The 19,040-nt window shown below is 64.0% G+C and carries 26 protein-coding genes; 4 read left to right on the forward strand and 22 right to left on the reverse strand.

The window, feature by feature from the left end; translation table 11 throughout:
• Positions 1-4: 4 nt before the first annotated feature.
• From QX039_RS04340 to QX039_RS04395, 12 genes are all read right to left on the reverse strand, one after another.
• Positions 5-244 (reverse strand): nitrogen fixation protein NifZ, encoded by a 240-nt coding sequence (locus QX039_RS04340; protein ID WP_315740970.1) that lies wholly within the window; start codon positions 242-244, stop codon positions 5-7.
• Positions 241-564, reverse strand: coding sequence for a nitrogen fixation protein NifZ (locus tag QX039_RS04345; RefSeq protein WP_315740969.1), 324 nt, complete (start codon positions 562-564; stop codon positions 241-243). Before QX039_RS04345 ends, QX039_RS04340 begins: the two co-directional genes overlap by 4 nt.
• The gene (locus QX039_RS04350) at positions 561-1,334 is read right to left on the reverse strand and encodes a 4Fe4S-binding leucine-rich repeat protein (protein ID WP_315771542.1); all 774 of its coding nucleotides are present in this window, start codon (positions 1,332-1,334) and stop codon (positions 561-563) included. Before QX039_RS04350 ends, QX039_RS04345 begins: the two co-directional genes overlap by 4 nt.
• On the reverse strand, positions 1,327-1,860 hold the full coding sequence (locus QX039_RS04355; RefSeq protein ID WP_315771545.1) for a hypothetical protein: 534 nt from the start codon (positions 1,858-1,860) through the stop codon (positions 1,327-1,329). The genes QX039_RS04350 and QX039_RS04355 overlap by 8 nt, the downstream gene beginning before the upstream one ends.
• An 11-nt stretch (positions 1,861-1,871) precedes the next feature.
• Complete coding sequence (locus tag QX039_RS04360) at positions 1,872-2,201, reverse strand: iron-sulfur cluster assembly accessory protein (protein WP_315740966.1); 330 nt, start codon at positions 2,199-2,201, stop codon at positions 1,872-1,874.
• An 11-nt stretch (positions 2,202-2,212) separates the two neighbouring features.
• Positions 2,213-2,437: a YfhL family 4Fe-4S dicluster ferredoxin gene (locus QX039_RS04365; protein WP_006609676.1), complete on the reverse strand. Its 225-nt coding sequence runs from the start codon at positions 2,435-2,437 to the stop codon at positions 2,213-2,215.
• A gap of 55 nt (positions 2,438-2,492) precedes the next feature.
• Positions 2,493-4,055, reverse strand: a complete 1,563-nt coding sequence (gene nifB / locus QX039_RS04370; RefSeq protein ID WP_315756221.1) for a nitrogenase cofactor biosynthesis protein NifB — start codon at positions 4,053-4,055, stop codon at positions 2,493-2,495.
• 264 nt (positions 4,056-4,319) lie between these two features.
• A complete protein-coding gene (locus QX039_RS04375) occupies positions 4,320-5,186 on the reverse strand; it encodes an SIR2 family protein (protein WP_315740964.1) in 867 nt (288 codons plus the stop codon).
• Complete coding sequence (nifT, locus tag QX039_RS04380) at positions 5,186-5,407, reverse strand: putative nitrogen fixation protein NifT (protein WP_315713133.1); 222 nt, start codon at positions 5,405-5,407, stop codon at positions 5,186-5,188. The genes QX039_RS04375 and nifT overlap by 1 nt, the downstream gene beginning before the upstream one ends.
• Positions 5,407-6,618, reverse strand: a complete 1,212-nt coding sequence (nifS, locus tag QX039_RS04385) for a cysteine desulfurase NifS (RefSeq protein ID WP_315771547.1) — start codon at positions 6,616-6,618, stop codon at positions 5,407-5,409. Before nifS ends, nifT begins: the two co-directional genes overlap by 1 nt.
• Positions 6,619-6,627: 9 nt before the next feature.
• On the reverse strand, positions 6,628-6,918 hold the full coding sequence (locus QX039_RS04390) for a NifU family protein (RefSeq protein ID WP_315713137.1): 291 nt from the start codon (positions 6,916-6,918) through the stop codon (positions 6,628-6,630).
• Positions 6,919-6,947: 29 nt separating this feature from the next.
• On the reverse strand, positions 6,948-7,268 hold the full coding sequence (locus QX039_RS04395) for a HesB/IscA family protein (protein WP_015665411.1): 321 nt from the start codon (positions 7,266-7,268) through the stop codon (positions 6,948-6,950).
• Between the two features lie 324 nt (positions 7,269-7,592).
• Here QX039_RS04395 and QX039_RS04400 point away from each other — a divergent pair, with 324 nt between their 5' ends.
• Complete coding sequence (locus QX039_RS04400) at positions 7,593-8,201, forward strand: hypothetical protein (protein WP_315756224.1); 609 nt, start codon at positions 7,593-7,595, stop codon at positions 8,199-8,201.
• 71 nt (positions 8,202-8,272) lie between these two features.
• On the opposite strand, the gene QX039_RS04405 is transcribed toward QX039_RS04400, so the two are convergent.
• A complete protein-coding gene (locus QX039_RS04405) occupies positions 8,273-8,692 on the reverse strand; it encodes a Rieske (2Fe-2S) protein (RefSeq protein WP_315771549.1) in 420 nt (139 codons plus the stop codon).
• A 197-nt stretch (positions 8,693-8,889) separates the two neighbouring features.
• Here QX039_RS04405 and QX039_RS04410 point away from each other — a divergent pair, with 197 nt between their 5' ends.
• The 3 genes from QX039_RS04410 (at position 8,890) to QX039_RS04420 (ending at position 10,605) form a co-directional block, all read left to right on the forward strand.
• The gene (locus QX039_RS04410) at positions 8,890-9,348 is read left to right on the forward strand and encodes a hypothetical protein (RefSeq protein ID WP_315740959.1); all 459 of its coding nucleotides are present in this window, start codon (positions 8,890-8,892) and stop codon (positions 9,346-9,348) included.
• Positions 9,349-9,414: 66 nt separating this feature from the next.
• Positions 9,415-10,257 (forward strand): sulfurtransferase, encoded by an 843-nt coding sequence (locus tag QX039_RS04415; RefSeq protein ID WP_315771552.1) that lies wholly within the window; start codon positions 9,415-9,417, stop codon positions 10,255-10,257.
• Positions 10,258-10,287: 30 nt separating this feature from the next.
• Positions 10,288-10,605, forward strand: a complete 318-nt coding sequence (locus tag QX039_RS04420; RefSeq protein ID WP_315771554.1) for a hypothetical protein — start codon at positions 10,288-10,290, stop codon at positions 10,603-10,605.
• Positions 10,606-10,867: 262 nt separating this feature from the next.
• On the opposite strand, the gene hspQ is transcribed toward QX039_RS04420, so the two are convergent.
• The 9 genes from hspQ to nifD form a co-directional block, all read right to left on the reverse strand.
• On the reverse strand, positions 10,868-11,194 hold the full coding sequence (hspQ, locus tag QX039_RS04425) for a heat shock protein HspQ (RefSeq protein WP_315771556.1): 327 nt from the start codon (positions 11,192-11,194) through the stop codon (positions 10,868-10,870).
• A gap of 19 nt (positions 11,195-11,213) precedes the next feature.
• Positions 11,214-11,501, reverse strand: a complete 288-nt coding sequence (gene fdxB / locus QX039_RS04430) for a ferredoxin III, nif-specific (protein WP_015665404.1) — start codon at positions 11,499-11,501, stop codon at positions 11,214-11,216.
• A gap of 21 nt (positions 11,502-11,522) precedes the next feature.
• Positions 11,523-11,723, reverse strand: coding sequence for a CCE_0567 family metalloprotein (locus QX039_RS04435; protein WP_012045814.1), 201 nt, complete (start codon positions 11,721-11,723; stop codon positions 11,523-11,525).
• A 17-nt stretch (positions 11,724-11,740) separates the two neighbouring features.
• Complete coding sequence (locus QX039_RS04440) at positions 11,741-12,211, reverse strand: NifX-associated nitrogen fixation protein (RefSeq protein WP_315740955.1); 471 nt, start codon at positions 12,209-12,211, stop codon at positions 11,741-11,743.
• A 10-nt stretch (positions 12,212-12,221) separates the two neighbouring features.
• Positions 12,222-12,617 carry a nitrogen fixation protein NifX gene (gene nifX, locus QX039_RS04445; protein WP_315756230.1) on the reverse strand — a complete coding sequence of 132 codons (396 nt, stop codon included), beginning with the start codon at positions 12,615-12,617 and terminating at the stop codon, positions 12,222-12,224.
• Positions 12,618-12,642: 25 nt separating this feature from the next.
• Positions 12,643-14,040, reverse strand: a complete 1,398-nt coding sequence (gene nifN, locus QX039_RS04450) for a nitrogenase iron-molybdenum cofactor biosynthesis protein NifN (RefSeq protein WP_315771558.1) — start codon at positions 14,038-14,040, stop codon at positions 12,643-12,645.
• Between the two features lie 9 nt (positions 14,041-14,049).
• Positions 14,050-15,723: a nitrogenase iron-molybdenum cofactor biosynthesis protein NifE gene (gene nifE / locus QX039_RS04455; RefSeq protein WP_315771560.1), complete on the reverse strand. Its 1,674-nt coding sequence runs from the start codon at positions 15,721-15,723 to the stop codon at positions 14,050-14,052.
• Positions 15,724-15,850: 127 nt separating this feature from the next.
• Complete coding sequence (gene nifK / locus QX039_RS04460) at positions 15,851-17,410, reverse strand: nitrogenase molybdenum-iron protein subunit beta (RefSeq protein ID WP_315740951.1); 1,560 nt, start codon at positions 17,408-17,410, stop codon at positions 15,851-15,853.
• An 82-nt stretch (positions 17,411-17,492) separates the two neighbouring features.
• On the reverse strand, positions 17,493-18,995 hold the full coding sequence (gene nifD / locus QX039_RS04465) for a nitrogenase molybdenum-iron protein alpha chain (protein ID WP_315740950.1): 1,503 nt from the start codon (positions 18,993-18,995) through the stop codon (positions 17,493-17,495).
• Between the last annotated feature and the right edge of the window lie 45 nt (positions 18,996-19,040).

The following is a 19,040-nucleotide window of genomic DNA, read 5'->3' on the forward strand; positions in this document are numbered from 1 at the left end:
TCCCTTAGACCGGGACGATCTCCTCTTCGAGACAGCCCACCACCAGCTGCTCGCCGAACTCGACGAGATAGATCGGCATATTCGCTTCCGTATGGGTGCCGACCTGGACGATCTCGCCCAAGTCGCCAACGCCGACGAGCTTGGCCTCGGCCGGCGCATTCGGGAACGAACCGTCGTTGACGAGATCGATCAGCGCCTTCACGCGCTGACCCCATTGATATTTCGGCAGGCGCGGCTCGATCATGACTTGTATGCTCCCGGCAGCGGCAGCTCGTCCTCGGCCTCCCCGCGGGGAACGGTGGACTCGAGCTCCTTGCGTTTCATGCCGACGCGGTTCCCGCTTTCGAGAAACTCGACGCCGTAGATGTAGAACTGCTGCAGGAAGGTCCCGATCGACACGACGTAACCGATCTCGCCCTTCTTCGCGAGGACCTCGCCGATCTCCTTGCCTGCATAGGTGCCGTCGTTTCGGATCGTGCGCTTCGCCTTGACCTTCTCGCCAAACGTGAAATACGGCGGCGCTGACAACTCCACGACCTCGCTGTCACGAACGATGTTGCTCATGCCGGTTTCTCCATCGCAGCTCCGAAGCGGCTCGCGAGCCGGCCGCGCGCCATCTCCTGCACCAGCGGGTCCTCGTCGCGCACCAGCTCCGCGAGCTCACTGAGCGCGATCCGGCTCGCAACTTCGTGACGCACCCGCCAGTCGGCGTCCTTGCGCATCGCGGTGAGGAGATCCGGCGCGAGGCGCTCGGCGATCTCGAGCCGCACTCGCGGATCGGGGTCGCTGATCATGCCGAGCAGCCAGTCGCTCGGCATGCGCCGCGCGACGACGCGGCGGACCTCGGCCTCCGGGTCTCCCATCATGCGGCCCAGCACGGACGGCACGATGCGGCGCGCCACGACGAGACGGACGTAATAGTCGTCGTCCATCATCATCGGCATCAGATCTTCCGGATCGAGCACCGTCGCGATCCGGATGCGGACCTCGCGATGCGGATCATGGCGCAGCCGCAGCACCAGCCGCTTCGGCAGCCGCCGCGCAGCGTTCCAGCGCACCGTCTCCTCGGGATCATCGAGCAGCGGAGGCAGAAAGAACGGGCTGGCATGCTTGGCCGCGATAGCACGCACCTCGAAATGCGGATGCTTGACGTAGCCGTTGGCGAGCGCCGGATTCCAGTTGAAGAAGCGGTCGATGCGGCGGGCGTAGCGGTCGTGCACGCAGGCGTGCCGAAGGCGACAGCCGCCGGATGCGTTGAGCTGCGCGTGTTCGCAGCCTGCACAACTGATCTCGTTACCCTGCCAGTCGATGGCCTCGTCGATGTCGTCATTCATCGTCGAGCTCCACCCGGTCGACCACCTCGAGCAGGACGCGTGCGCCGATCTTGTCGCTGGGATCGAGCTCGAGCAGCTTTTGCACCGCGAGCCGTCCCTCGACGAGATTGCCGAGGCGCATCTGCAAATAGGCGTATCCCTTCAAGGTGAACATGAAGAAGCGCGGCAGCATGTTGTCATAGCTGCCGAACTCGGCATGACTGGCGCGAACGTCGCGCCAATGCGGCGGCAAGCGGTTCTCGACGGCCGCCTTGGCGAGGCACCGCTTGGCGATGCGCAACGCGTCAGCGAGCCGTCCCTTGTAGAAATAGAACCGGTAGAAGCCGATCAGGACCGCCGCATGCCCAGGCGCCAGCGCTTCCGCCTTTTTCAGATGCGTCTCCGCGACATCGTCGAGATGATAGCTCTGGCCCGCCTGCCACAGATGATACTCGGCCTCCTCCGGTAGGCCGCCGCCGAGCAGCGCGTCGGCAAGCAGCGCGTCCTCGATGGCGGTCTGAGAGCTGGGCCGGGCGTCGGTGGGCATGGCGAGCTGTCCTAGTGCTCCAGCGCCTTCAAGGCATGGGTCGAGCACGAGACCTGCTTCGGATCGTGAAACACGAGGCCGGTCTGCGTCGCGGTATCCGCGAAGTCGATGGTGACGCCGTCGAGCAGCAAACGGCTCTCCGCCGGCAGGAACAGCCTGACGCCATCGCGTTCAACCACCGCATCGCCGGGCTGCGGCGTCGCGAGGACGGTGATATCGGCGGCAAGTCCCGAGCAACCGCCGGGCGACACCGCGAGACGGAAGCCAGAGCCCGCAGTGCCGTCAGCCCGCAGCATCATGCGCATGAACTTCTGCGCGGCTGGCGTGAGCGTGAAGTTCATCTCGGTCTCCCTCAAGCCGGCGGCTGATAGCGCGGGAACGAATTGTCGATCACGCAGGTGTTGTCGACCGGGCAGACCGCCGCGCATTGCGGTTCGTCGAAATGGCCGATGCATTCTGTGCACTTCTTCGGATCGATCACGAAGGTGCCGTTCTTCTCCGAGATCGCCACGTTCGGACATTCGGGTTCACAGGCCGAGCAGCTCGTGCACTGCGAGGCAATGATCTTCAAGGTCATCAAAGGCTCCTGTCGAAGGGGCCCGGCGACGCGACGGCGCCGCCGGGGTCTGATGTCACGCTGCCGAGATCAGGGCGCCCTGGCGAATTTCGGCGTCACCGCGCACGACGTGCTGGATCTCGCCGCTGTTCACCTTGTCGAGGTAGCTCTTGAACCAGGCGATCGCGGACTTCTCGATGAACTCATGGGCGAACTGATCGACCGGCTCGATGCCCGCGGCCTGCAGGTCGCTCTTCGGGCAGCCGCCGATCTTGGCCACGAACACCGCATGGCAGTCGTTGATGGCGCGGATGACGGTCTCCAGGCTGTCCTCGTCGCCATAGCCGCCCTGGCAGTACAGGTCGACGCGGCGGTGACCGACGAACTTGGCTCCGGCCGTGGAAAGCTCGTAGACTTGGAACTCCTTGGCGTGTCCGAAATGCTCGTTGATCAGGCCCGAGCCCTTGGTCGCAACCGCGATCAGCAGCTTGATGTCGCTGGACTGGCCGGCGAGCGAGGCGAGCTCCTCCTGCTTCGCCACGACCTTGGCGACACGCTCCTGCTCGACCGCCTCCTGATACGCCTTGCGGCTGTCGATGTCGTAGTTCACCTCCATCGCCATGATCTTGTCGGTGGTGAATTCGGCGGAGCGGTCCTCGCCGAGCAGGCCCACCGCGTCGGCACGGCATTGCCGGCAATGCCGCATCATGTTCATCTCGCCTTCGCACTCGTCCTGCAGCGCCTTCAGCTCCTGCGCGGTCGGGCCGCGCTGGCCGGTCAGGCCGAACACGGTGCCGTGCTCCGGCGAGGAGATCAGCGGCATGATGTTGTGCAGGAAGGCGCCACGCGACTTCACCGCCTTGTTGACCTCGACGAGGTGCTTGTCGTTGACGCCCGGGATCATCACCGAGTTGACCTTGCAGAGGATGCCGCGCTCGGTCAGCATCTCCAGCCCCTGCAGCTGCCGATCGGTGAGGAGCTTGGCGGCTTCGACGCCGGTGTAGCGCTTGTGCTTCCAGAACACCCACGGATAGATCTTGGCGCCGATCTCGGGATCAACCATGTTGATGGTGATCGTGACGTGATCGACGTTGAAGCCGGCGATGGTGTCGACGTGATCGGGCAGCGCGAGGCCGTTGGTCGACAGGCAGAGCTTGATGTCGGGGGCGGTGCGAGCGATCAGCTCGAAGGTCTTGAACGTCTTCTCCGGATTGGCGAGCGGATCGCCCGGACCGGCAATGCCCAGCACGGTCATCTGCGGAATGGTCGAGGCGACAGCGAGCACTTTCTTGGCGGCCTGTTCCGGCGACAGCTTCTCGCTGACCACGCCCGGACGCGACTCGTTGGCGCAGTCATATTTGCGGTTGCAGTAGTTGCACTGGATGTTGCAGGCGGGCGCGACGGCGACGTGCATGCGCGCGTAGTGATGATGCGCCTCCTCGCTGTAGCAAGGATGGTTCTTCACCTTCTCCCATATCTCCGGCGGCAGGTCGTTCTCGCCGGCGCCCGAGCCGCAGCTCGCCTTGCCGCTGCCGCCCGAGGTGCCGCAGCCCTTGTGTTCCGCGATGGTCTGCATCACCGAGCTCAGCTTGTCGCCGTCCGGTATCGTCGCCTGTTCGTGCTGCACTGACGCGTCCATGTCCGCTCCTTACGTTGCTGGCGAGCCGCAAACCGCCTTGGGCTAGGGTTCAGCAACTCGCGTGCCACGCCGCGTACAAGATCATTTCGTCAGACTATCAACGCCTTAGCCAGATCCTCGCGCCTGTCGCCTTGCCAACATGCGAAAGGCTCTCGTTTCGGGCGTTGTTAGAAACGTTACAGACTCGAATTGGGACACAGGAACGAACGGCAAAACAGCGCAGCTCGCGGCCGCGCTGTTCGATTTCCGGTGTCGTGGTTTCGCTCAGCCGCCGATGATGATCTCGGTCGCGCGGGCCAGCGGAATCGCGATCGGCGTCAGCCGCTCGGCGATGAAGAACTTCAACTCGTTCTTCGACAATGAGTCAGGCTCGACCAGGACGTAATGCTCGGCGCCGGAGCGCTTAATCACCTGACGGCCATAGGTGCGCAGCAACTGGTCGTTGAAGCGGCAGCCGATGAACAGGAAGCTTCGGTCGGTGCGCCGGTCCTTGACCGTGTCGGGTATCGGCGTCTGGATGTCGATGTCGGTCAGGACCTCGACATAGTCGGCGTCTGTGATCAGGAAGTTCTTGGCTGGCGTGGTCCCGCCATGCGGCTTGTAGAGCAGCGTGGTCCAGCTTCCGGCCTTCTCACGATCGCTCTCGGCGCCCGCAGCGTCGTAGAAGCGATACCAGCGGTCCTCGCCGATTCCGGCCCGCGTGATGCCCTGCACCTCGCCCCAATCGCCGCGCCCGGCGAGCGCCGTCCGCATCGCGCCGTCATACCAGCTGTCGACGACCATCGGCAGCGGCAGCGACGCCAGATACTGCTGCAGCGGTGTCGGCGCGACGGGCGCGGCAAAGGCTTCAGCCATCAGCGCCGTCACCGTCGAGCGGTGGCGCGTGCTCTCGATGTGCTGCGCGGAAGCCCACGCATTGCCCTTGGCGCGGCGCGGCAGCGCCACCTTGGTGCCGAAGAACGCGGCCAGCGCTTCGGGATTCATCGGCACCGCCGCGCCGGATTGCTCCGAGACGCCGGGACCGAGATACGGAACGACCTTGCCGGCCTTCAGCCGGGCCACGACGTCCTTGAGCAGGGCTTCGGCATCAGCCTGTCTGACGATGTCGATATGAGGAAGCGGCGCATTCATCACTCGTCCCCTTCGCCACCGCGCTTGCGCGCATTGATCGTGATCGGCAGCCGCGTGTCGGCGGCCATCTGCGGCAGTTCGAGCACCCAGCCATTGGCGATGCGAATCCAGCCACCCCACAAGGACTCGTGCTCGGACTCGACGATGGGCTCCTCGAGGTCCTTCTTGGGGACGTAGATCGACAGGCCCGTTTCCGGCGAGCGGCGGATCATGACTTTCATTACGTGAGCTCCGTGGATCGAAGGGGGTCCGCCGATTGTGAAGGATGATGCTGCAGCCAGGCCGGCGAGGTCTCACGCAGCCTGGCGACGATGTCGGGCAGGACCTGCAGCACGCGCGTGATGTCGTCGCCGGTGGTGTCGCGCGATAGCGAGAAGCGGACGGCGCCGCGGAGCAGATCCGACGGCACGTTCATCGCGCGCAGCACATGCGACGGCTCCATCGAGCCGGACGCGCAGGCCGAGCCGAGCGAAGCCGCGATGCCCGCCTGATTCAGGCGCATCACGATCGGCTCACCTTCGAGATGCTGGAAGGCGATGTTCAACGTGTTGGGCAGCCGGTGCTCGATATCGCCCAGCACGGCGCAATGGCCGACGCCCTCGATGATGCCCTGCTCCAGCCGGTCGCGCAGCGCGCGCACCCGGCGCTGCTCGTCGGCGAGATGTTGTCCGGCGAGGTCGGCCGCCTTGCCGAGACCGATGATGGCGGGAACGTTTTCGGTGCCGCCGCGGCGGCGGCGCTCCTGCGGGCCGCCGCGCAGCAGCGGCGCGAACGGCGTGCCCTTTCTGACATACAGCGCACCGATACCCTTGGGGCCGTGCAGCTTGTGGCCCGACAACGACAGCATGTCGACGCCGGCAGCTTTCAAATCGATCGCGACCTTGCCGACAGCCTGAACGGCATCGGTATGAAACAGCGCACCGGCGTCATGTGCGAGCTTCGCCAGCTCCGGAATCGGGAACAGCGTGCCGGTCTCGTTGTTGGCCCACATCACCGAGGCGATCGCAGTGCGGGGCCCGAGCGCGCGCTTGTAGGCCTCGAGATCGAGGCAGCCGGCCGCATCGACGCCGATCAGGTGCACCGTGAGGCCGCGCTTGTCCCTGAGATACTCGACCAGCGACAGGATTGCGGGATGCTCCACCGCCGTCGTGACGATCTCGTCGCGGCCGCTCTGGGTCTGCAGCGCCGATAGGATCGCGCTGTTGTCGGACTCCGTGCCACCCGACGTGAAGACGATCTCGTGCTCGAAGACGGCCCCTAACAGCGCCTGCAGGCTCTTGCGCGCCTGTCTCACGGCGCTGGCCACCTCGCTGCCGAACGCGTGCGAGGACGACGCATTGCCGAACTGCTCCGAGAAGAACGGCAACATCGCGGCGACGACCTCAGGATCCGCACGGGTCGTCGCGTTGTTGTCGAGATAGACCGGACGCAAGGCCGCTCCTTAATGCCGCGCCTTGGCTGCGCCGGCCACCGGAACGAGGCGAACGAACTCGCCGAGCTTTTCAATCATGCGCGCCTGGATGCCCTCGAGCGTCGCGCTGGCGAGCTTGCAGAAGATGCAGGCGCCGGCGAGCTTGACCATGATCTTGTTGCCATCAATCTCGACGAGCTCGCAATCGCCGCCGTCGCGCTTGAGGTTCGGACGGACCTCCTCGATCACGGCCCGGATGATCCGCTCGCGCTCGCTCATCTGCGACGGCGCTTCGACGATGCCCTGGGATTCGACCAGCATGATTTTACTTCTCTCGAATGTTTAAAGGATCAGGCAAACGACTTGCCGCAGCCGCAGCTGGACTTGGCGTTCGGATTCTCGAAGGTGAAGCCGGAGCCCTCGAGCGCAATGACGAAATCGATCGTCGTGCCTTCGAGATATTCGAGACTCTTGTGATCGACGAGCACGCGCACGCCCTCGCGCTCGATCACGGTGTCCTCTGCCTCGCTGCCGCTGACGAGACCCATGTTGTATTTGAGCCCGGCGCAGCCGCCGGCTTCGACCATGATCCGCAAGCCATCGACCGGCTTGTCGGAGGTCGTGATCGCGTTGCGAACCGCATTGATGGCGCTGTCGGTCAGGTTGATCATCATCGTCTTGCCTTTCCCATTCGGCTGTTGCGAACAGGAATGGCAAGTCTCATGCCATGCAGCAATTAACTGAAACGACACGGCTTTTCGCAAAGTCGCTGTGGCGTTTCCGACGCATGTCGGGTTTCCGACACGGGTGATTTGCGCCCACCTCGGACGTGCCGAAGGGATGTCGCGGCGGAAACCCGACAATGCTCTGAGGTCGTGGGCGAAAGACCAAGTAAATCAAGACGCAGCACACACCGGCAGACAATTTGCATTCCAGCCTTTTTCGACCGCGCCGTGCGGCGAGACGGCTCACCAGGACATGCGAGGGGATTGCTGATGACGACATTGGAGAAGACGGTTGCGATCGAGACCACCGCGCTCGCGCAGCTCGACAAGGAAGGACGGCTGCTCAACGCCGTCCTCAAGGCGCCGACCACCAAGCCGGGACGGTTCGGCTTCCGCGGCGACATCGCGCTGAAATTCCAGACCCAGGTCGCCGACGAGAAGCGGCCGCCGGACTTCTCGATCGAGCAGGTGCTGACGATCGTCAACGACGGCGAGGCGACCATTCCGGTGCTGGTCGGCTACATCCACTCGCTGGCCTATCTCGAGACGGCGGTCGAGGTGCTCAAGAACCTGCTGCAGCCGAACGGCAAGTACTTCATGTTCTGCAACAACATCGACCTCCTGGCGAAGTATCGCATCAAGATGGGCGACGTGACGTTCTATGTCCTGCCTTGCGACGAATCCACGGTCTGGAAGGAGATGCTGGAGCTGCTGTCGATCGACAAGAACGACATCAAGAAGCTCGATACCGCAGGCAAGCTCGACTACGTGCTCGACACCGCCAAGGACTTCCGTGAGAATTACGATCTCGTGCCTTACGCGGATGCACTGGCCAGGATGGAGCCGGTCAAGAACCGCAACGAGAACCGGCCGGTCTGACATCGTCCTTTTCTTCATATGCAAGATGAAGTCCCGGCAGTTGCCGTCGGGACTTCGCCGGGATCGCAGCCTCAGCCTTCCTCGCATTGCAGGCCGGTCTCGCCCTCATCCTCTTCATCCTCGACCAAGGTCACGCCGGTCACGCAGATGTCGCCATCGAGGACGCTCAACGCCACCGGCGTCAGGCTCTCGCCCTTGCACGGGCCGTCGACGCAGAGCCCGGTGCCGATCTCGAACAGCGAACCGTGCTTGCCGCACAGGATGCGCAGGCCGTTGCCGTCCAGAAACTGATTTCGCTCCCAGTCGAGATTGACCTTATCGTGCGGGCACATGTTCAGATAGCCGAACACCTGCTTGCCCCAGCGGATCACGAAGATCGGCCACGGACGTTGCGTTCCGTCCTCGGCCACGATCATGAGCTGAAAGCCCATGGCGCGGCGGCTCGGGATGTCGTTGAAGCTGCAGATGGCGTAGGCGACGTCGGTCGTCATGTCGGGCCTCATCGATGTCTGGCGCATCTCCGACACGGCCGCTTCAGCGCAGCGGGAGCGGCGGTCGGCTCGCCTGCGGAACGCGTTGCAAGATTCGCGCAACTCCGCCCGTCCGCCTGGCTTTCTTCGCTGCTGCGAGAGACTGGCACAGAACTTGAAAAATTCTCCTGCGAGTACGGCTTTGTAAGGAGATCGACATGAACGTGGCACTGGAATTCGTCGAGAGCTCGCTCGACGACATCAAGGCGGCATTGGAGGGCGGCACGCTGACGGTCTACTCGGTGGCGCGTCCGATCACCGCGGACAAGCCGGTCGACCGCAGCGGCGTGCTCGCGACCTTCACGTTCGGCTCGCCCGCCTTCGGCCCCGCGGTGGATGGCCTCGAGCAGCCGAACTTCGTCGCGACGTCCGTGCCGGCGGCCACCGTCGGCACGCCCGGCTTTGCGCGCGCCCGCAAGGCGGACGGCACCACCGTCGCCGATTTCTCCGCCGGCCCAGGCGAGCGCGAGATCAAGTTCACCGAAGTGTCGTGCTCGCCCGGCGCACCGGTTACGGTCGCGACCTTCAAGATCATCGCCGAAGGCGGCTGGCCGGAGCGTCCGGAATACTACGACACGCATCCACGCCCGGGCTATCCGATGCCGAAGACGCTGTGACGGCGGATGCCGTCACGCCTTGGACCAGGTCCCTCCTGTTGGTTTAACGACATCGCGAGCGAATGCATGAGCACAGACTTCTCTGACGCCCTGGTCAGCTCCGAATGGCTGGCGCAACATCTCACCGATCCCGCCACCAAGATCCTCGACTGCACCTGGCATCATCCGAGCACCAATCTCGATGGTCGTACGCAATATCGCGGCCGGCATCTGCCGGGCTCGGTGCATTTCGACATCGACCAGGTCGCCGACAAGTCGAGCCCGCTGCCGCACATGCTGCCGTCAGCGGAGGATTTCGCCCACAAGGTCGGGCTGCTCGGCATCAGCAATTCTGACCGCGTCATCGTCTATGACCGCCACTATGGCGGCTCCGCCGCGGGCCGCGTGTGGTGGATGTTCCGCGTGTTCGGGCACGACAACGTCGCCCTGCTCGACGGCGGCTTCGGCAAATGGACCAAGGAGAAGAGGCCTGCGGAGATGACGCCGGTGCGCCCGGTGCCGGCGAGCTTCAGCGCAAGCTTCAGGCCGGAGCTTGTGACCACCTCGGCCGCCGTGCAGAGTGGCGGCGCGCAGCTGGTCGACGCCCGCGGTCCCGGCAAGTTCGACGGCACGCAGCCCGATGTGTTCACCTTCAAGCGCCAGGGTCACATCCCCGGCGCGATCAATCTGCCCTGGGCCGATCTGGTCGACCCGGACACGGGCGTGCTCATGGCGCCCGACGCGCTCGCAGCCCGATTCGCGAGTGCTGGCGTCGATCTAGAGAAGCCGATCGTCACCACCTGCGCCTCGGGCATCACGTCATGCATGCTGGCGCTGGCGCTCTATCGGCTGGGACGTCCGGATGTTGCCGTCTACGACGGGTCCTGGGCGGAATGGAGCCAGCTCGACGACACGGCGGTGGCGGCGTGATGTGCACAGACGAATGACGGGAGCACGAGCATGGCAAGAACCCTGGTCAAGACCACGCAGGACGGCCGCAAGGTCGAGGTGATTGGGCTGGCAATCTGTCTCGAAGGCGAGCTCGAGGCGTTCGAGCTGGTCGAAGTCAAGCTGCATCCGAACCGGCGCAAGATCTGGGAGGCCGCGCCCGACGCGACCCACATGGCCGGCCGCATCACCTTGACCAAGGAGGAGGCCGCAATCGTCGAGAGCGCGTTCGCCGCCGCCCAGGCCGAGATCCTCGCCGACCCCGCTGCGATCAACGAGCGCTTCCGGATCGCCGCGATGTGGAAGGCGCGCGAACAGGGGATCGAGTAGGCATTGATGCGTAGGGTGGGCAAAGCCAGCGGGCGGCGCGAAGCGGCGTCCGATGGCGTGCCCACCATTCCCATCCCACGCATCGAAAGATGGTGGGCACGGCGCGTTAGCTGAATCAGCGTGGAAAGACTGCCCAGGCGCCTTTGCCCACCCTACCGATCCGTCATCGCGAGCGCAGCGACGCGATCCAGGGCAGCGCGAAAACTCTGGATTGCTTCGTCGCCTGCGGCTCCTCGCAATGACGGCCCTGGCGGTGGATACGCTACTGAAAAAGCCGCCCGCGGTAGCGATAGCTACCCTCGTCATCGACGTCGAACAGCTCGCCGATATCGGGATGCTTGACCGGCTCACCCGTGACGTCCGCCACCAAGTTCTGCTCCGGAACATAGGCGATGTAGCTGCTGTCGCCGCATTCGGCGAGCAGGTAGTAGAACGGCTGCTCCTTGTCGAGCCTGGTGTCCATGGTGATGGCGCGCCAGCCCTCTTCTTCCGAGAATGACAGGTCGACGTCGAACACGACACCGCGCAGGTCGTAGACGCGGTGCCGTATCACCTGGCCGATCGTGAACTTTGCCTCCATCCGCACCATGTCAGCACGCTCGATGATCTCACGCCGCCGGCGAATGGGTCTGGCAGTTGGTCGGGCAGACGCGGGCGCAGGCGCCGCAGCCGATGCAGGCGCCGGTGTCGTGCATGACCATGATCTTCTTCTCGACCTCGTCATCCTCGTCGTCATCGAGCTCGACGAACTCGCCCTCGTCGTTGATGCCCTTCAAGGTCATGACCTCGCGACCGCAGACCTTGTAGCAGCGGCCGCAGCCGATACACTTTCCGGCGTCGATGGCGACCAGATAGTCCGGCCGCCAGTCGCGGCCGTCACGGGTTGAATTGGACATGATGACGGGTCCTATGTAAGCCTACGCGGTCTCGAGCTTCTTCAGCTCGGCCCGCTTCTTCTCCAACTCGGCAAAGGCTTCATGCGCCTTCTGCGCCGTCGGCAGGATCTGGTCCCAGTTGATGGGCAGCTCCTCCGACAAGTCGTGCAGGTTCATCTTGGCATCCATGGCACGTGCCGACAGCTTCTTGATCTCGGCCTTCAGGGTGTCCAGGTCGCTCATTGTCTCCATCCTCGCCGTTAGTAGTTTGCGACGTCCTTGAACTTCTCGATCATCTCGACGCCGGCGTTGACGAACTTGTCGCCCTCGTCGGCCAACTTGCCGAGATTGTCGAAGCCGAAGCGGTGCACGTCGCGCAGCTGCTTGTTGACCACGATCAGCCGGCCGCCGATCAGCACCATGCGGCCAAAGCCCTCGTGGCTCATCTTCAGCATCGGCGAGATCATCACGCCGGTGGCCTTCTCGATCGACAGCGCGACCGCGTTGAAGAACAGTTCGAGCCGCCAGATCGTCTCCGGATCTGGATCGCCGATGATCGGCAGCGCCCGCCGCTTCTCCTTGTCCAGGATGTAGGGCTCGAGCAGGTCGATGTCCTTCTTGCCCTCCCAGGCGCCGTGGGTGTCCTGGGCGCGCCAGACCTTGATGAGTTCCTTGACGAAGGGCCGCTGCTCGGCGGGTACCGTTTCGACTGCTACCGCGGTATCGGACATGTTGGTTTCCTCATTCCTCGAAATCGAGAACGCGTTCCTGGCCCTTGGCGAGCGCCTTGCGCAGCCAGGGCGGCGGCGTGCCAGCCAGAACGGCCTGCAGCTTGCCCAGGAGATCGCTGATCTCCTCGGGCTGATTGACCTTCATCGGATGGATGTTGTTGGCGACGACGCGCGCGGCGCCGGAGCCGCCGATCGCGGCGACATAGAGGATCGCGCAATCCTTGATTGCCTCGATCTTCGGCGCCAGCTTGTCCTCGTTGCCGTCCTCCTTGAGATCGCCGTCGAACTCGACGGTCTCGACGAAGCGATGCCCCGCAGTGTCGACATCGTAGATCGCGATGTTCTTGGCCCAGCCGAAATGGGCGTCGACGCGTTTCAGATCCTGGGTAGCGAATGCGACTTTCATGTCGTCGGTCCTTTCTCCTGAAACGTCAATGCAGTGGCGCCACGACGGCGGAGTCGATCGATGCCTGCTGGACGTCCTTCCACGGATCGAGCCAGGTGTCAGGCGTCGGCTGATGGTTGTCCTCGCGATCGGCGATGATGAGATTGGCCAGCGCGAAGACGAGGTCGCGGGTGCCGCGATAGCCGACCGTCAGCAAATGCCCTGCCCCGAGCCGGTCGAACATCGGGAAGCCGATCCGATAGAACGGGATTTTGAGACGCGCCGCAGCCTGGCGGCCGTGCGAATGCGTCATCATGAGACCGCAGTCGCGCGCCTTGGCGAGCGTCTCCAGGTCCTCGAGATCGCCGATCAGCACCTCCTCGCACGGCATGCGTTCGAGCACCGGCGACTGGGTCGTGGTGACGGCCACGGCAATGTGTGCACCCATGTCATGCAGCATGCTGGCGACATCGAACAGCAGATCCGGCTCGGCGCCAACAGCAAGCTTGCGGCCGCCGATGTGGAAATGGGCATCCAGCATGGCATCCGCGAGCTGGCCGCGCTGCCGGCGATATTTTGCCGGCACCGGACGCCCCGAGATATCGCTCAGGAACGTCATGAACTCGTCGTTCGGCAACAGCCCGCAGAGCCGCTCGAACAGCCGGTACGGCACGCCGGTCCTGGCCTGCATCGCCTCCGCCGCGCGCTTCATCTGCGCGCCGATCGCAATCGTCCAGGCCGCGCTGCCCATGGTCGCGATCTCTTCGAGCCCGATGCCGCCGATCGTGGTCGGCGTGAACTCGTCGGGAATGTGACCGTCGAGCGAGCCACCGATATCCGGCAGGAACGACGGCTCCAGGCCGAAATCCTCGAAGATCGTCCTGAGCTCCTCGATGTCGCCCGGCGTCAAATGGCAGCCCGGCAGCACGTTGACGCGGGCCGGATCGCGCCGCGTCGAGGTCGGCTTGTCGACCAGCACCTCGACCATCTTGGCGACTGTCTTGTCCCAGCCGTCCTGGAACGCATCCTTGAAATCGGGCGTCGAGACATAGACCAGCGGGTAGGTCGCGAGCTCCGGATGCTTCTCGCGGATCAGCCTGATGTAGCCGTCGACGTCGTCCCCCTTGGTCTCGGTCACCCCGGTCGAGCAGATGCCGATGATCTCCGGCTTCTGCCTCTTATGGATGTTGAGGATCGCCTGCTCCACGTTCTCATAGCCTCCGAGCACGGTGGCGACCTCGCTCATCGCCGTCGTCTGCATCGGCACCGCTTCCTTGAAGTGGCGCACGAACAGCGTCAGCCCGAACGAGGTGCAGCCCTGCGAGCCGTGCAGCAGCGGCATCGCCCCGCGCAGGCCGAGGAAGGCGAACGCGCCGCCGATCGGCTGGCTCATCTTGAGCGGGTTGACCGCGCACGCCTTCTTCCCAATGGTGACCTTGGCCATGAGCGTCGCCTACTCCGCCGCCTGCAGCAGCTCGGCCGGCGCCTTCTGCGCCGCCAGGATGTCCTCGACCCGGCCGGCGCATGCCCCGCAACCGCCGGAGGCGTTGGTGTGAGTGCGGACGCCGGCGACGTCGCTCAGACCATGAGTCTTGATGGCGTCCTCGATGGTGCCGAGATCGACCGACTTGCAGTGGCAGATCTTCTTGGCGCGGCGCGCGGCTTCCGCGGCAACCGGATCGGCGGCGAGCGCCGCGGCTTCCGCATTAGCCTGCGCGATCGCCCTGGCCTGCCAGTTGTTGTTGGCGGTCTCCCACGGCGCGCGCTTGCGCAGCTGCGCCCACATCGGGTTGTAGATCGCCTTGTCGATCTCCGCGACCAGCTTCACCATGCCGATATAGCCCATGAAGGCGTGCGAGCGCTCCTGGTTGATGTCGAGCCAGGGCATCGCGGCCTTGAGTGCCACGAACTGCGACTTGCCGCCGGACAGCATGATGTCGGCCTTGGCGTCCTTGAGCATCTTGTACATTTCGCGCGGCGCCATATCGTCGATCATGTGCGCGTCCTGGCCCATCAGCTCCTTGATGCGCTCCTTGTCCTCCTTGGTGGACTTCTTCACCGAGGTGCCGACCAGCTCCATGCCGGCCTCCTGCAGCGCCGCGACGACCGACCACGACTTCACGCCGCCGGTGATCAAGAGCACCTTCTTGCCGGTCAGCCGCTGCTTGAACGGCTCGATCGCGGCCCACGCCTTGGCCTCCTCACGGGCGATGACGGCCTCGGTGCGATCCAGCAGATCGGCCGGCGCGCCGCGCTCGACCAGCAGGCGCGCGATCTCGCGCAGCGAGTCCGAGGAGTCCTGGATGCCGTAGAACGAGCCCTCGAAGAACGGAATGCCGTAACGCTCCTCCATCTTGCGGGCGACGTTGATCATCGCCTTGGAGCACACCATCATCGCCGCACGGGCGCGGTGCGACGACGCCACATCCTTGTAGCGACCGTCGCCGGAGATGCAGGCGGAGATGCGAATGCCGAGCTCGTCGAACAGCGGCTTCACCTGCCAGAGCTCGCCGGACAGATTGTATTCGCCGATGATGTTGAGGTCGTAGGGCGTCGTGACCTCAGGCTCGACAGTGCCGATGACGTGATCGAGCAGCGCCTCGCCGGCGAGCTTGTTGCCGAGATTTTTCGGGCCGACGAAGCCGGGCGAATTGACGGGAATGCAGGGCTTGCCGAACTTCGCGGAGGCCGCCTTGCAGACCGCGTTGATGTCATCGCCGGTCATGGCGGGCACGCAGGTCTGGTAGACGAAGACCGCCGGCGGATCGTACTTCTCGATGATTTCCTTGATCGCCTTGTACAGGCGCTTCTCGCCGCCGAACACGACGTCGGTCTCGTTGATGTCGGTGGTGAAGCCGGTGCGCCAGATCTGGGATCCAGAGGAGGCTGCACCGCGGTTGTCCCAGGAATTTCCTTCGCAGGCGATCGGTCCGTGCACGAGATGCGCGACGTCGGTCAGCGGCTGCAATGCGACCTTGGCGCCGTCGAAGGCGCAGCCACCGGCCGCGCCGCCCGGCTGCAGCTGCTTGGTGCAGCCCTTCTTGCGCTCGGCCTCGGACTTGTTGGCGTTCTTGCCGCAACCCGGCTCGTTGAAGACGTTCTGGATCGTGGCCGAAAGCGAGCTCATTGGCTTCTCCTGTTGACGACCGATTGCGCGTCTTTCGAAAGACAAGGCTCAGGCACGACATGCCTCCCCTTGAGCCCTGCTCCCAACATCGAAACGCGGCGGCCCCGGAAGGCCGCCGCGCCGTCACTCAGCGGATGATATCGAAGCTGTAGTCCGACTTGGCCGGCACGTTGGTGTTGCGGTCGATCTCGTCGAAGATCTTGTCGAGGATCGTAACCAGCACGTTCAGGCCGCCCTGATAGCCCCACACCGGATAGCGGTGCTTGTGGTGGCGATCGAAGATCGGGAAGCCGATGCGGATCAGCGGGGTGCCAGTGTCGCGCTCCAGATACTTGCCGTAGGTGTTGCCGATCAGGAAGTCGACCGGCTCGGTGAACAGCAGCGAGCGCATGTGCCACAGATCCTTGCCGGGATACACGTGGCAGTTCTTGCCGAACGGCGAGCTATCGAACACGGCCTGCACCTTCTCGGCCCACTCCTTGTTGCCGTTGGTGGCGAGCACATGGGTCGGCTCGGCGCCGAGCTCGAGCAGGAACGCGGCGAGGCCGAGGCAGAGATCCGGGTCGCCGTAGATCGCGAACTTCTTGCCATGGATGTGCGCGCTGGAGTCGGCGATCGCGTCGACCAGGCGGCCGCGCTCGAGGGCGATCGATTCCGGGATCTCCTTGCCGGTGATGCGCGACAGCGCCATCACGAAGGCATCGGTGCCGGTGACGCCGACCGGATGGTGGAACGAGACCACTTCCTGGCCGTGGTTCTTGATCAGCGGCAAGGTCTTCTCGGTGCAATAGTGCTGCATCGAGATGGTCGCCTTGGCGTGGACGGCGTTGGCCGCGTCCTCCAAGGTCGTGCCGCCATCATACATGCGGAACTCGCCGTCGGTCGGGGTGTCGAACACGTTCGAGTTGTCGCCGAGGATCGTGTATTCGATCCCCATTTCCTCGAAGATGTGCTTGACCTCGCGGATGTTGCCCACGGTGTAGCCGTCGAAGCCGCCGATGAAGTTGATCTTCTCGTTCGGAACGCGCTCGAGCTTCGGCGCGGTGCCGGCTTTGCCGTCCCAAAAGTGCTCCAGGATTCCTTTCATCGCGTTGTCGTAGCCGGTGACGTGGCTGCCGACGAAGGCGGGCGTGTGGGCGAAGGGCACGTCGAACTCGGCCGGAACCGAGCCTTTTTCCTTCGAGGTCTTGATGAAGGCGTTGAGGTCGTCACCAATGACTTCCGCCATGCAGGTGGTGGAGACCGCGATCATCGACGGCTTGTACATGTTGTAGGCGTTGGCGAGGCCGTCGATCATGTTGTTGAGGCCGCCGAACACCGCTGCGTCCTCGGTCATCGACGACGACACGCAGGAGCTTGGCTCCTTGAAGTGGCGCGACAGATGGCTGCGGTAGTAGGCCACGCAACCCTGCGAGCCGTGCACGAACGGCAGCGTCTTCTCGAAGCCGACGGCGACGAACACGGCGCCGAGCGGCTGGCAGGCCTTGGCCGGATTGACCGTCAGCGCCTCACGGGCAAAATTCTTCTCGCGATATTCGGGCGTCTTGGCCCATTCGCGGATGCGCTCGACCTCGGCGGGATCGCGCGGATTCTCGAACATCTTCTTCTTGTTCGCCAGCATCTGCTGGTATTCGGGACCACGGAAAAGCTCGAAGTGATCGAGCACATGTTCGGCACTCTGCGTCATGGGATAACCCTCTCTATTTTCCTGTGTCGATCAGGGAGCGCTGGCTCTCCGCCGAAGGAGAGCCAGGCCGTGGGTGGTGGTGTTACTCGGCAGCCTGGAGCAACGGCTTGGGCACCTGCTTCCAGGGCGCCTTTGCCATCTTCCAGACCGGCGAGTTGATGGCCATGTCCATGTCGCGGGCGAAGATCGCAAACCCGTCGTAGCCATGGTAGGGACCCGAGTAGTCCCAGGAGTGCATCTGGCGGAACGGCACGCCCATCTTCTGGAACACGTACTTTTCCTTGATGCCCGAGCCGACCAGGTCCGGCTGGACCTTCTCGACGAACTTCTCGAACTCGTAGCCGGTCACGTCGTCATAGATCAACGTGCCATCCTTGACGTAGTGCTGGGCGGTGCGCTGATAGTCGTCGTTGTGGCCGAACTCGTAGCCGGTGCCGACGACCTCCATGCCGAGGTCTTCATAGGCGCCGATCACGTGGCGCGGACGCAGACCGCCGACGAACAGCATCACGGTCTTGCCTTCGAGGCGCGGCCGGTACTTGGCGATCACGGCGTCCATCAGGGGCTGGTACTTCGCGATGACGCGCTCGGCACCCTCCTTGATCTTGTCGTCGAAATAGCTGGCGATCTTGCGCAGCGATTCGGCGATCTTGCTCGGCCCGAAGAAATTGTATTCGCACCACGGAATATTGTACTTCTCTTCCATGTGACGCGAGATGTAGTTCATCGAGCGGTAGCAGTGCAGCACGTTCAGCTTCGCCTTCGGCGTCGCCTCGAGCTCGGCCAGCGAGCCGTCGCCCGACCACTGGGCAATCACGCGCAGACCCATCTCCTCGAGCAGGATGCGCGACGACCAGGCGTCGCCACCGATGTTGTAGTCGCCGATGATCGCGACGTCGTAGTCCGACGGCTCAAAGCGCGGCGCAGCGTCGGCCGGGATCTTGTCGAACACCCAGTCCCGGATCGCGTCGTTGGCGATGTGGTGGCCGAGCGACTGCGACACGCCGCGGAAGCCTTCGCAGCGGACGGGAACGATGGTCTTGCCGTCATACTCCTTCGACTTGACCTTGGAGACCGCCTCGATGTCGTCGCCGATCAGACCGATCGGGCATTCCGACTGCACGGTGATGCCGTTGTTGAGCGGGAACAGCTCCTGGATCTCGTCCATGATCTTGGCGAGCTTCTTGTCGCCGCCGAACACGATGTCCTTCTCCTGGAAGTCGGAGGTGAACTGCATCGTCACGAAGGTGTCGATGCCGGTCGTGCCGATGTAGTAGTTGCGGCGCGCCGCCCAGGAGTACTGGCCGCAGCCGACCGGGCCGTGGCTGATGTGGATCATGTCCTTGATCGGGCCCCACACCACGCCCTTCGAGCCGGCATAGGCGCAGCCGCGAATGGTCATGACGCCCGGGATCGACTTGATGTTCGACTTGACGCCGCAGTCGGACTTGCCGTTCTCATGCACGTTGAGGTGCTTGGCGCGACGCTTGGCAGTCTTCTCCGGATAGACCTTCAAGACCTCGGCGATCAGTTCCTTGTTGCGTGCCTTGATCTCGGCCACGCTTTGTTTCTCGATGACGCTCATCTGGCTTTTCCTCGATGATCGGTTGCGGGGGTCATCCGGCCCTTA

The organism is Bradyrhizobium sp. SZCCHNR1043 (assembly GCF_032489675.1).
Lineage (GTDB): Bacteria > Pseudomonadota > Alphaproteobacteria > Rhizobiales > Xanthobacteraceae > Bradyrhizobium.